Genomic DNA, 13,318 nt, shown 5'->3' with positions numbered 1-13,318 from the left:
AACGTCACCACACCTGCAATCTGGAACCTGAGCATGACGGTTACCATCCTCGTCGTCGATGACAGCAAGCTCGCACGCATCGTTGCCGGCAAGACCATCGCAGCGCTCCAGCCTGACTGGACCCGCGTCGAAGCAAGTAACGCTGATGAAGCGCTGGAACTGGTTAGAGAGCGACAGATCGATGTCGCGGTACTGGATTTCAACATGCCGGGACGCGACGGGCTCGAACTGGCGGCGGAATTGCGCAAGTCGCACGCCGACATGCCGATCGCCATCATCACGGCCAATATTCAGGACGAGGTCATCTCGCGTGCCCGCGACGTAAATGCGACGTTCGTCAGCAAGCCGGTGACGGAAGACGGCATGTCCGGTTTTCTCGCAGGGGCAGCCCTGCGCCTCAAGCAGGCGCGTTGATGAGCGATACGGATATCAGCCTGGACGAACTCGAGCGCGATGCCCTGACCGAGGTCGTCAACATCGGTGTCAGCCGCGCAGCCTCGAGCCTGCGCAAGATGGTTGGGCGCCAGGTTCTGCTGTCCGTTCCCGCGGTCGAGATCGTCACGCATGCCGCCGCTGCCTCCCTGATAGGCCAGCGCGAGAGCGAGAAACTCGTCGCCATCAAGCAGGAGTTCGAGGGCGCCTTTTCCGGGCGCGCCTTGCTCATCTTTCCCGAGACCAAGAGCCTGGAACTGGCCAGGGCCGTCATGGGCGACGACGTCAGCCCCCAGCAGGTGCTGGAGATGGAAAACGAGGCTCTTTCAGAGACGGGCAACGTCATACTCAACAATTGCCTTGGCACCATGGCCAACATGCTGAAGCAGTCGCTGAAAATGTCCCTGCCACAGATCGTGCGCGGCAGCGGTGACCAGCTTTTCTCGACGACGGACGGCGGACCCAAGGAGGCGCTTGTCCTGTTCCTCTACATCAATTTCTCGATCCAGGACCGCGACATCCGCGGCTATATCGCGATGCTGATGGACCTGCCCTCCATGGCTTCGTTGAGGCTGCTGATTGCCGACTTCATCGAGCGCGTGACGAAAGATGCCGATTGATGGCAAACGACCCGGCCTTCGATCGTGAGGACACCGGCGATACGGGCGGCTTGCGCGACGAGCTTTCCGCCGAACTGCTGCGGCTGAATTGCGAAATCCGCGACGCGAGGCATCGCCTGAACCTGATGCTCGATGCCGCCGGGGCGACCGGCGGATGGCAATGGGACATCCGCGCGAACCGCCTGACCGGCGACGCGCGATTTGCCGCCCTGACATCGCAGGATCCGGTCGAACTCGCCGAAGGCGTTCCCACCAGCCGCTTCTTTGCCAACATCGCGCCCGACGACTACAAGCGCATCCGCCTGGCGGTCGCCGGCATCCTCGCGGGCGCCGAAGTCTTCTCGAAGGACTACCGCCTGCTCAAGGCCGACGGCACCATGCGCTGGGTCCACGCCAATGGCCGGGCCATTCTTTCCGAAGATGACGAACCGCTGATGTTCATCGGCGACCTCGTCGACATTACCGAGCAGCGGCGCATCCAGGAACAGCTCCGCATCGCGCAGTCGGCAGGCGAGATCGGCACGTTCGAGCACGCCCAGGGCTTCGGCACCGTGACGGTCTCGGAGCAGTTCTGCCGGCTTCTCGGCCTGCATCCGACGCCGATCCTGCCCGTCACCACGGTCAACCGGCTGGTCCATCCCGACGACCTGCCGATCATCGAGCTGATCCATTACGACCAGCCGAAGCTGAGCGCCAATATCGAGTTCCGCATCACGCGCGCCGATACCGGCGAGGACCGCTGGCTCGCACGACGCGGCGAATATGTCCGTGATCTCTCCGGCCCGGGCCTGCGCTATATCGGCGTCATCTACGACATTACCACGTCGAAACAGAACGAAGCCCGGCTGAAGCGCCTCAACGAAGGCCTGTCGGAGAGTGTACGCGAACGGACCCGCGACCGCGACCGCATCTGGCGGAACTCCCGCGACATGCTCGCGGTCACCGACCGGCGCGGCCGGCTTCTCGACGCCAACCCCGCCTGGTCGGCGATCCTCGGCACCGAGAATTCCAACATTGTCGGCAAGCTCATTTCGCAACTTTCCGCGCCCGAGGACGCGGTCCTCGTCGAAAGCAGTATCGCCGAGACGCTCGGCCGGGGCAGCGCGTCCTTCGAGAGCCGGGTGACGCATGCGGACGGCACGCCGCGCTGGGTTTCCTGGGCAGCCTCGCGGGAGAACGAAACGATTTATCTCTACGGACGGCACATCACCGTGGAGAAGGAACAGGAAAGCGCGCTGCGGGAGGCCGAAGCTCAGCTCCGCCAGAGCCAGAAGATGGAGGCTGTCGGCCAATTGACCGGCGGCATCGCCCATGACTTCAACAACATGCTCACCGGCATCATGGGCGCGCTCGATATCATCAAGCGTCGCCTGGCTTCGGGGAGGCTCGAGGGTCTCGACCGGTTCATGGACGCCGCCACCGGTTCGGCGCAACGCGCCGCCGGGCTGACCCATCGGCTGCTCGCCTTCTCGCGCCGCCAGCCGCTTGACCAGAAGCCCGTCGATGTCCGGCAGCTGATCACCGACATGCGTGACCTGTTCGACAGAAGCCTCAGCGAGCAGATCGAACTGCTGATCCGGCCGGCGCCGGATTGCTGGGCCGCCACCACCGATACGAACCAGCTGGAAAACGCCCTGCTGAATCTCGCCATCAATGCTCGGGACGCCATGCCCGATGGCGGACAGTTGAGCGTCGATACCCGCAATGTCACCCTGGCGCCGGGCGACGTTCCCAGCCTTTCACGCCAGGGTCAGGAGACGCAGGACTTCGTTGCCATCACGGTGCGCGATACCGGGACCGGCATGTCCGCTGAGATTCTCGAAAAGGTGTTCGAGCCGTTCTTCACGACCAAGCCGATCGGACAGGGAACGGGTCTAGGCCTGTCGATGGTCTATGGTTTCGCACAGCAATCCGGCGGTGGCGTCGAGATCGAAAGCAAGCTGGGCGAAGGCACGGCGATCACGCTGTACCTGCCCCGGAGCCTTGCCGACAGCACGCCGGACATTCCAGACGGCGCGCTGGTTCCGGCCGGTGCCGGCGAGCGCGTTCTGGTCGTCGAGGACGATCCGTCCGTCCGGTTGCTGGTGGTCGAGGTGCTACAGGATCTCGGCTATAGCGCGGTCGAGGCGATCAATGCCGACATGGCGATCGCCAAGCTCCGCCAGAATGGCGCCATCGACCTGATGATTTCCGATGTCGGCCTGCCCGGCATGAACGGCCGGCAGCTGGCGGACGTTGCGCGTGACATCCTTCCCGGCCTGAAGGTGCTGTTCATCACGGGCTACGCCGCCAACGCGGTCAACAAGGACGCCTTCCTTGCAGACGGAATGGACATGATCACGAAGCCCTTCAATCTGGAGCAGCTGGCGCTCAAGATCCGCGAGATGCTCGCGGCTTCCCCGACCAAGGCCCAACCACGACCCTCCTGACGTAGCGGCATCACGCATGTACTATGCTCCTGTTGCCGCCGCAGGCTCGTGCGGGGTCGATGGGATAGTCGTGAATGTGGGATCGAAACTCGGTCAGCCTGTCGCTGGTCCACATGCTCCCAGCAGTGGCGGAACGCAGGGGGCTGCCGCTCGATGACCTTCTTGCAAGGGCCGGCCTGGCCCGGGATGCACTTTCGCACACAGGCCTTGTCGCGACCCGAAGCCAAGTGTGCTCGCTCTTGAACGAGCTGTCGCGCCGGTCGGGCGAGGCGACGATCGGGCTCGACCTTGCGGCATCGGCGGACCCGGCAAGGCTGGGGCTGTCCGGGCGGGCGCTGTTCGGGGGGCGGACGTTGCGCGAGTGCCTGATCTTGCACGCCCGCCACATGCCGACCCTGCAGGGGGGCGTGCGCATGGGGCTCAACGAAAGCGATGGACGCGCTCATTGGCGACATGCGCTGGCCAACAGCGATGCCGCGCATGCCGGCGTGCTGAATGAGGGCATTGCCGCCTTCGTGCTGGCTGCGCTCCGCGCCATCGCAGGCGCGGAAGGCGGCGACGCGCAAATCACGCTCCCTCATCGACCGAGAGCCTCGAGCCGACTGTATGAGGAAAAGCTCGGAGCCGGCGTCTCCTTCGGCAATGGTGTCGGCATTTCGGTGAGCTTCGATGCCGGGTGGCTCGACCGGCCCAATCCCTTCCTGGCAGGTCCGCGGCTGGCCGAGGAGACTGGCGAGGCCATCGTCGACAGCCCGGACTGGAACCAGGACGCGACGCTGACGATAGCGCTGGAGCGCATCTTTTCCAGCGCCGCTCTGGCGGGAACGCTGTCGCTGGTGGACGCGTCCCGCAGCCTCGGTATCGCCCCGCGCAGCCTTCAGCGACGGCTGCTCGCCTCCGGCACATCGTTTGAAGCCTTGGTGGATGATTGGCGGCGCAGCCTTGCCCGCGCTCAACTGGGCGACCCGGCGCTGCCTGTCGGCACGATTTCCAGGTCGCTCGGCTACAGCGATCCCGCCCATTTCGTCCGCGCCTTCCGGCGCTGGGAGGGCATCACCCCGCTGGCCTATCGGTGCGCCGCCTTGGCGCGAAATGGCAATTGAGCACAGCCAGCCTATTCTCTACGGCAATTGGCAACGCCCTTTTCGCACCCTCTCGTCCCGAAGGTGAACGCCGATGCCGAAGTCAGCCCAACGCGTGCAGCCCGCCAACGCCTCGTCCCCCAGCCGCCGGGATGTGATGGCCGGCGGCGGCGCTTTCCTCGCCGCGATGGCAGGGCTGTCGCTGCTCGCCGGCCAGGCCCGCGCAGCCGGGGCGACGCGCCCCCACATCCTCTACATCCTGGCCGACGACCTCGGCTTCGCGGATGTCGGCTTCCACGGCTCCGACATCCGCACGCCCAATCTCGACAAGCTCGCCGCCGGGGGTGCGAAGCTGCATCAATTCTACACGCAGTGCATGTGCACCCCGACCCGCGCCGCTCTGATGACGGGCCGCTATCCGCTACGCTACGGCCTGCAGACCGGTGTGATCCCCTCGGGCGGCAGCTACGGCCTTGCGACGGACGAGTTTCTGCTGCCGCAGGCGCTGCGTCAGGCGGGCTACACCACCGCCCTGGTCGGCAAGTGGCATCTTGGCCATGCGGATCAAAAGTACTGGCCGCGGCAGCGCGGCTTCGACAGCTTCTACGGGCCGCTTGTGGGCGAGATCGATCACTTCAAGCATGAAGCGCATGGGGTGACCGATTGGTACCGCGACAACAAGCTGGTTGAGGAAGAAGGCTACGATACGGAGCTGTTCGGCGCCGAGGCCGTGCGGCGGATCGCGGGGCATGATCCCAGCAAGCCGCTCTTCCTCTATCTGGCCTTCACCGCGCCGCATACGCCCTTCCAGGCGCCGCAGCGCTTTCTCGACATGTATGCCTCGATCGAGGATCCGTCGCGCCGCGCCTACGCCGCGATGATCACCGCGATGGACGAGCAGATCGGCGACGTCGTGAAAGCGCTGGAAACGCAGGGAATGCGAAGAAGACGCTGATCGTGTTCCATTCCGATAATGGCGGAACCCGTTCGAAGATGTTTGCCGGCGAGAGCGCCGTGTCGGGCGATCTTCCCGCCAGCAACGCACCCTACCGCGAAGGCAAGGGCACGTTATACGAGGGGGGCACGCGGGTCGTGGGGCTGGCGAATTGGCCAGGCCAGATCCCGCCGGCCGAAGTCGACGCGGCCCTGCACGTCGTCGATATGCTGCCGACGCTCGCGAAACTGGCTGGCGCCGATCTGTCCGCCTCCAAGACACTGGACGGCCAGGATGTCTGGCCGACGCTTTCGTCCGGAAGCACGGTCCGCACCGAGCTGGTCTACAATATCGAGCCGACGCAGGGTGCGGTTCGGCACGGGCAGTGGAAGCTGCTCTGGCAGGCAGTGCTTCCGCCCAAGATCGAGTTGTTTGACCTCGATGCCGATCCCGGCGAGACCCAGGACGTGTCGCTCCGCCATCCGGAGAAAGTGGGGGAGCTGCAGGCGCGGGTCGTTGAACTGGCTCAGGCCATGGCCCCGCCGCTGTTCTACGGCAGCGCCCTGAAGCTCACCCTTTCCTCGCCGCTCGCAACGCCCAGCGCAGCTCTCTATGAGATGGGCCTGGAATCCGACTAGGGCGCGTTGAGATGTCGCTGTCTGTCGAACGCGTTCCGCATTCGGCCAGATTTTGGTCACCGCGACAGTAACCCTCCGGTGAGGTCCGCGCGGTCCATAGACGGGTACTGGAAGCCCCTACGGGAATGGCTCGCTGACGCTATATCAACGACGCAACACCACCCCAAAGTCCGTTGAGGCTCCTGAGCTAGTCCTGCGCCTTCGGCCAGCCCATCTCCTCGTCGACCTCATGCACAGGGTCGAGCAGCAGCAGATCCTGCATGTCGCCGAACGACTCCAGCGCCGGAGCCGTCATGGTCGCGGCTTGTGCGGCAGTCGCGGCGGGGCCGCTGGGACCGGCGCCTCGGTGGTCGGGCGCATCAGGCCGCAGTTGACCACTTCGTCGGCGAAGCGCGCGATCTCGGCAGCCAGCTCGGCATTTTCCCCGGCCAGATCGACGAGCGCCTCAACCGAATGGCCGGCCATCAGATCGTGCCAGAGCACGGCACCGGAGTCCTTGATGCTTTGGAAGGTCAAGCCCCGATAGGACGGAACCCGCATCGCATCCGATCCCTGCCGAGGCGGCAGGCTGGTAGCTCAGGCCCGTCGCCGCTCTATCGCGGATCGCGCCATGACACCCCGCCAGGAACGGGATGCAATCACGTCGCCCGCGATTGTTCATCGCCCGCCGCCTTGGCGACTGGCCAAGGCCGCGCTACTGTCATCGACGGGAGAACATCTACGTAATGTTGAAAATAACACTCCCCATTTCGCATCCCATAAAATAGATTTTCCGGATTACCCGGAGGATTCTTGCTGTATCAGGGAGAATAGGAATGAAACTGTCAAAAATAGGCGTCGCCTTATTAGCGGTGACAGCACTTACCTCTTGGGAAGCCTCCGCCCAGACCAGCAAACCGAATATCCTCATGATCGTTTCCGACGACACCGGTTATGGAGATCTCGGACCCTATGGCGGCGGCGAAGGCCGCGGCATGCCGACACCCAATATCGACAAGCTCGCCGATAGCGGCATGACCTTCTACTCCTTCTATGCCCAGCCCAGTTGCACGCCCGGACGCGCCGCGATGATGACGGGGCGCATCCCGAACCGCAGCGGCATGACGACGGTCGCCTTCCAGGGCGAGGGCGGCGGACTGCCGGCGGCCGAGTGGACCCTGGCCTCGGTACTGAAGCGGGGCGGATACGGCACCTACTTCACCGGCAAGTGGCATCTCGGCGAAGCGGACTACGCCCTGCCGAACGCCCAGGGCTTCGACGTGATGAAGTATTGCGGCCTCTATCACCTCAATGCCTACACCTATGGCGATCCGACCTGGTTCCCCGACATGGACCCCAAGCTGCGGGCCATGTTCCAGCGGGTGACCAAGGGCGCCCTGTCGGGCAATGCCGGAGGACCGGTTGTCGAGGAGTTCAAGATCAACGGCCAGTATGTCGACACTCCGACGATCGACGGCAAGGAAGGCGTGGTCGGCATTCCCTTCTTCGACAGCTATGTCGAAAAGGCCGCGCTTGGTTTCCTCGACGACGCGGCGACCAAGCCGGACACGCCATTTTTCATCAGCGTCAACTTCATGAAGGTGCACCAGCCGAACATGCCGGCGCCGGAGTTCGAGCATAAGTCGATGTCGAAATCGAAATATGCCGACAGCGTCGTCGAGTTGGATACGCGCATCGGCCGCATCATGGACAAGCTCCACGAGACCGGCATGGACAAGAATACGCTGGTTTTCTACACGACCGACAATGGTGCCTGGCAGGATGTCTATCCCGACGCCGGCTATACACCGTTCCGCGGCACCAAGGGCACGGTTCGCGAAGGCGGCAATCGCGTTCCGGCGATTGCCGTGTGGCCTGGCCAGATCAAGCCGCGCAGCAAGAGCCACGACATCGTCGGCGGACTCGACCTGATGGCCACCTTCGCCGCCGCCGCCGGCGTGCCGCTGCCGGACAAGGATCGAGAGGACCAGCCGATCATCTTCGATAGCTACGACATGACCCCGATCCTGAAGGGCACGGGAAAATCGGAGCGCACGGAATGGTTCTATTTCACCGAGAACGAGCTGACGCCGGGAGCGGCTCGCGTCGGCAATTACAAGGCTGTGTTCAACCTGCGCGGCGATGATGGCGCCCAGACCGGCGGGCTCGCCGTCGACAGCAATCTCGGCTGGAAGGGCGCCGAGAAATATGTCGCCACCGTGCCCCAGGTCTTCGACCTATGGCAGGACCCGCAGGAGCGCTACGACATCTTCATGAATAACTATACCGAGCGCACCTGGACGATGGTCACGATCAGCGCGGCCATCAAGGATCTGATGCAGACCTACGTGAAGTACCCGCCACGCAAGCTGCAGAGCGCCAGCTATTCAGGACCGATCGAGATATCCAAATATCAGCAGTTCCAGTGGGTCAGGGATCAGCTCGCCAAGGACGGCATCGACATTCCGATGCCGACGGGCAACTGATCTCCGCACCAGCAGCGAGACGGGGGCTTCGGCCCCCGTCTTTTTTAGAGGGTTGGCGACGGAGGTTCTATGCAGCCATCCGGCCTCGCCCCGCTGAGGCGGACAGCGCAGCCAAGCCGGGTCGCTGGAGATCGCTATCCTTTGCGTCGGAATACGCGGAACCGCTCGTGCCGATCCTGGCTGCGCGGAACGCTTCGCGCAGCCAGGGTCAGTGACCAAGACCAACCGCCCTGCCCGGCTCGAGGATCAGAACTGCGTCGCCCAGGCGCCCTTGAGGGCGTGGGTTTGGGCGCCGTCGCTGCCGACCTGGCCGTCATAGACGAGACCGACCGTCGTGTCGGGGGTGAAGTTGAGGTTCAACCCGGCATTCAGCACCGCCATGTCGCGGGGAACCGACGCACCGACGAGGAAGAAGCTGTCGCCGCCGGCCAGCGTCTGGGTGACGCCGGCCGTGTCGGAATAGGCATGCCTCCAGCCCACGGCAGCCTTGGCGGTCATCAGCCTGTCGCCGAGAAGGAACTCGCGGCGACCACCGAGGCCGAGCGTGGTGAAGGTGGCGTCGATCGCATCCGCCTTGCTTTCCAGCGCAGCCGCTCCGCCGGTCTCCCGGAAGGCATCGGCAGACTGGTTGACATAGGCGAGGCTCGCATAGGGCACCAGCGACGCGACGCCAAGATCAAAGGCATGCGAGAGCTTGCCGAAGGCCTGCGCCGTTCCGGTCGAATAATCGGCCGACAGGCTGTCGGAGAAGCCGGGGAAGCCGACGTTGCGGCTGGTGTCCCAGTCATGCCGCGTATAGGCCGCGCCGAGCGAAAGGCGGGTGGCGCCCCACTGCCTTCCGCCATAAAGACCCGCACCGTAATCGGTGCTGTCGCCCGAGGTGCTGCGATCGTCAACCTCGGCGCTGGTGCGCCCGACATGCAGCATCGCGCCCATCCGCCAGTCGCCGACGGACCCGTCGAAGCCTCCGGCAACGCCGCCCATCGTCGAATCGACGGCGGCCGCATTGCCGTCGCCGGGCAGATTGGCGGTTGCGCCATAGGCCGCGATCCAGCCGCCGCCCTGGCGCGCCGCGCCGGGAGCGAGGGCGGAAGGCATGGAAGGAGCCTCGGCATAGGCGCTGACCAGAATCGGCCGGTCCTCATCGAGCGCGTCAAAGGTGCGATCGAGCCGGGCGGTCAGCAGGTCGGCGAGCACGGCGGCGGACTGGATCGAGACGCTCTCGAAGGAGGCATAGGCCTCGCCCGACACGCTGTCGAAAGCCTTGGCCGCCTGCTCCTGGGTCAGCCACAGCATGGCGTCGTGGACTTCGTTGCCAATGCCGAGCGATTCGACCCCGCCCGCGGCGGCGCGCTGGTTGGCCGTGCGGCCCGCTTCCGCGAAGCGGACATCGTTGCGGTCGAGGCCCAGTTGCACCGTCGTGTCGTCATAGCGAAGGATCGGGGTCAGGAAGGCGAGGTCGGTCGTGACGTCGTCGAACCTTCCGGTGACGGAAGTAGCGGACACGATCGTGTAGATCGTAAGCGGGTCATAGGGACCGGCCATCGTGCCCGCCGATACGCGGACCGTGCCGTCCACGACCGCCGTGTCGGCGATCAGCTTGTCATTGGCGCCTGTCGCATCGACATCGATGTCGAAATACGAACCGTCGCCGAAATTGGCAGCGCCGACGGTCAATATCTGGGAAGCGCCGTTGCCTTGCAGGCTGAGCGTGCCGGTATTGGTGAGGGTGGTGATGCCGGAAAGCGAACCGACGACGTTCAACCGGCCGCTATTGTTGAAGAACCCATGGATCTCGCCTTCCGCGTAAACCCGTCCGGCACTGGTGAAGTTGCCGTTCCAGATGCTGTCGGTTCCGATAATGCCCGCGTTGGCGAGGACATCGCCGTTCCAGATGCCACCCTCTTCATTGTAGATGGCCCTGGCATTGGTCTGCACATCGCCCGTCCAGACGCCGCGATTGACGATCTGGGTATGCTGGTTGCTGCCACCCTGATTGGCGACGACATTGCCATTCCAGGCGCTGCCGGCCATGTTGAAGATGGCGTTGTTGTTGCCACGGATGTCGCCGGTCCAGGTGCCGCCAAGCTCGTTGGCGACCTGGCTCTCGCTGCTCAGCACGTCGCCGGCCCATTGGCCCTGGTTGGAGAGCCAGCCGCTATTGGCGACGACATCGCCGTTCCAGGTTGCGGTGGCGTAGTTGGTGACCCCGCCCCGATTGGAGAGGCTTCCCGTCCAGGTGCTGCCGGAATCGTTGTCGATGGAACCGGTATTGCCGGCGACGTCGCCGGTCCAGGTGGCGCCGTCCCGGTTGCCGATGACACCCTTATTGGTCAGAACGTCGCCCTTCCACGTTCCGTCCAGATTCAGGACGCTGCCGGCATTGGCCGCGACATCGCCTTCCCAAACCCCTCCGTCATTGAACAGCAGGCCGGAATTGCCTTTGACAGTCCCGTTCCATTCGCCGCGATTGATGATCTGGGCATTTGTATTACTGCTGCTGCCATTTCCGACAACGTCGCCGTTCCACTCGCTACCCGCCATGTTGAAGATGGCGTTGTTGTTGCCAAGCACATCGCCGACCCAGCTACCGGCCTCGTTGTTGGCGATCTGGCCGCTATTGGTCCGGATGTCACCCGTCCAGATGCCGCCGAAATTGTTGATCGAGCCGGAATTCTTGACAACATCGCCGGACCATTCGCCATGGTTGTACAACGTGCCGCTATTGGCCTGGACGTTGCCCGACCAGCTTGCACCGACATTGTTGCTGATGCGATTGGCATTGCTCAGGATATCACCGGTCCAGACGCCGTCGGCATTGTTGTCGATCGAGTCGGTGTTGCTCAGCACCTTGGCGTTGTAGGTGCCGTTGTTGACGAAGGGCCCGGTATTGGCGAGGTCGTCATGGACGGTGCCATCGTTGATGAAGGTGCCGTTATTGACGAGATTGTTGGGGATGCGGATCGTGAGCGTCGCGCCGGTCGCGACATGCAGCGTGGTTCCCTCATCGACGACGGCGTAGTCGAACGACACCGTATTGGTGGACGTGCCGGTTCCGACCTCGACCCGGCCCGCATTGAGATTGAGGCCGCCGAGCGTGACATCACCGCCAAGGGTCAGCGTTGCCGCGCCCTCCTTGACCAGTTCGCCGGCCGCGCCTTCGATCGTTCCCATGAAGACGGTGTCGTTGCTGGTGTTCATCACCAGCGTCGCGCCGTCCGCTACGCTGACCGCGCTATAGTCGGGCAGCGCATCGTCGAGCACTTCGACCGTGCCCGCGTTGACGGCGACCGTACCCGTGAAATCATTCTGTCCATTGGCCAGCACGACGGTGGAGTCGCCAGACTTGATCAGATTGCCCGTGCCCGTAAGCCGGCCCTCGACGATTGCGGTGCCGCTCGTCGGAGCGAGATCAAAGCGTTCCGAGGCGGTGATGACACCGCCTGCCGAGGTCGCGGCCGAATCCGTCAAGGCGTAGGTCGCGGTGGTCACTTCACCGCCGATCGAGCCACCCGAATGGGTATAGCTGGCAAGACCGGATACGGTGCCGTCCATGCTGCCGCCGGACTGGGTCATGGTGGAACCCTCGCCCCCCGTGAGTACGGCGGCCGCCTCCACCGTTCCGTCGCCGGACAGGGTGAACTCGGTCTCGAAATCAACCTTGTCCGAAAGCGTGCCGCCCGACAGAGCATAGCTCGGCGTCTGGATTTCGATATCCGACACCTTGCCACCCGACTGCTCCATCGACTCGGTGACGACGAGCAGGCCGGCTCCCAGCGTACCGGTATCCGGATCGAGCCAGCCTCCCACCGAGCCGCTCGACATGTTGACCTTGGCGGCGGTGAGAATGCTCTTTCCAAATGCCCCTTCGCCAATCTCCACCGCGCCCGAGCCGCTAATATCCAGGGTGCCGTCTATGTAGAAGGTGGAGACGTTGAACTTGCTGTTGCGGGAGATGAACTCGCCACCGCTCAGATTGAGGTCCAGGATGCGGCGGCCTTGCGAATTGATGTTCGGCGTGCCGGCCGTGACGACCATCGTGTCCAGGCCGTCCGGCGGCCCCTCCACCCAGTGAGGCTCGACGAGAAGGGGGGCGCCCGGTTCAAAAATCTGGTCGCCGACTTTCAGCACCGGCTTTCCATCCTCGCCGAGGATGGGATTTCCGTCTTCGTCCGTCTCGTGTTCGAAGATCTGGTTCCCCTCCTCGTCAAAAAGGGGATTTCCTTCCTCGTCGGTCACGGGGACCTTTTCGAAGAGCGGGTTTCCATCGGCGTCGACAACCGGGATCTGCTCGTAGATCGGGCTTCCATTGTCGTCGAGAACGGGCTGGCCACCTTCCTCCCAGATCCGGTCCCAATTGCCCGACTTTGCAAAGGAGGTCTGATTTTCGTTGCCATTCCACACGAAGGTGCGGCCCTCGGCTTCGGCGTGCCCCCTGCCTGCGAAAAGGGCTGCGCTGGCGCCACCCACCATCAGCAGAAGGCGGAAGGCTTGCATGGAAAAGCGCGCACGCACAGCCCCACCGCAGCGGCCGAGACCCTGCGCCGACCTATCCAACACTGGCATAGTTGAACCCTGTCCCCTGCCCGCGAATCGCGGATCCCCATAAGGTTAAGGAGGTCTAAACGGGCCAGCTTGGCAAGGACGAATTTTAGCGCCACTCAAGTAAATCTGCGAAGGTGTTTCGTATTACAAGAAACGGCTTCGAGTTGACGTTG

At 63.8% G+C, this 13,318-nt stretch carries 7 protein-coding genes and 1 pseudogene; 6 read left to right on the top strand and 2 right to left on the bottom strand.

All coding sequences use genetic code 11. The features are described from left to right. Nucleotides 1–33 precede the first annotated feature (33 nt). From ACHMWQ_RS05870 to ACHMWQ_RS05850, 5 genes and pseudogenes are all read left to right on the top strand, one after another. Complete coding sequence (locus ACHMWQ_RS05870) at nucleotides 34–414, top strand: response regulator transcription factor (protein ID WP_396306744.1); 381 nt, start codon at nucleotides 34–36, stop codon at nucleotides 412–414. Then, nucleotides 414–1,052, top strand: a complete 639-nt coding sequence (locus tag ACHMWQ_RS05865) for a chemotaxis protein CheX (RefSeq protein WP_396306743.1) — start codon at nucleotides 414–416, stop codon at nucleotides 1,050–1,052. The genes ACHMWQ_RS05870 and ACHMWQ_RS05865 overlap by 1 nt, the downstream gene beginning before the upstream one ends. After that, entirely contained in the window at nucleotides 1,052–3,481 is a 2,430-nt protein-coding gene (locus ACHMWQ_RS05860) for a PAS domain-containing protein (RefSeq protein ID WP_396306742.1), read from the top strand. The genes ACHMWQ_RS05865 and ACHMWQ_RS05860 overlap by 1 nt, the downstream gene beginning before the upstream one ends. A 74-nt stretch (nucleotides 3,482–3,555) precedes the next feature. Then, a complete protein-coding gene (locus ACHMWQ_RS05855) occupies nucleotides 3,556–4,584 on the top strand; it encodes an AraC family transcriptional regulator ligand-binding domain-containing protein (RefSeq protein WP_396306741.1) in 1,029 nt (342 codons plus the stop codon). A 73-nt stretch (nucleotides 4,585–4,657) separates the two neighbouring features. After that, a pseudogene (locus ACHMWQ_RS05850) lies at nucleotides 4,658–6,135 on the top strand (arylsulfatase). Nucleotides 6,136–6,426: 291 nt separating this feature from the next. On the opposite strand, the gene ACHMWQ_RS05845 reads toward ACHMWQ_RS05850, so the two are convergent. Beyond that, complete coding sequence (locus ACHMWQ_RS05845) at nucleotides 6,427–6,675, bottom strand: hypothetical protein (RefSeq protein WP_396306740.1); 249 nt, start codon at nucleotides 6,673–6,675, stop codon at nucleotides 6,427–6,429. Nucleotides 6,676–6,950: 275 nt separating this feature from the next. On the opposite strand from ACHMWQ_RS05845, the gene ACHMWQ_RS05840 reads away from it, so the two are divergent. Continuing rightward, nucleotides 6,951–8,600, top strand: a complete 1,650-nt coding sequence (locus ACHMWQ_RS05840) for an arylsulfatase (protein ID WP_396306739.1) — start codon at nucleotides 6,951–6,953, stop codon at nucleotides 8,598–8,600. Nucleotides 8,601–8,846: 246 nt separating this feature from the next. Here ACHMWQ_RS05840 and ACHMWQ_RS05835 read toward each other — a convergent pair whose 3' ends face one another. Beyond that, nucleotides 8,847–13,097 carry an autotransporter domain-containing protein gene (locus ACHMWQ_RS05835; protein WP_396306738.1) on the bottom strand — a complete coding sequence of 1,417 codons (4,251 nt, stop codon included), beginning with the start codon at nucleotides 13,095–13,097 and terminating at the stop codon, nucleotides 8,847–8,849. Nucleotides 13,098–13,318: the final 221 nt, after the last annotated feature.

Source organism: Kaistia sp. UC242_56, from assembly GCF_044452255.1.
Taxonomy (GTDB): domain Bacteria; phylum Pseudomonadota; class Alphaproteobacteria; order Rhizobiales; family Kaistiaceae; genus Kaistia; species Kaistia defluvii_A.
The sequence above is the reverse complement of the archived record's forward strand: the minus strand, read 5'-3'. Positions and strand labels throughout refer to the sequence as shown.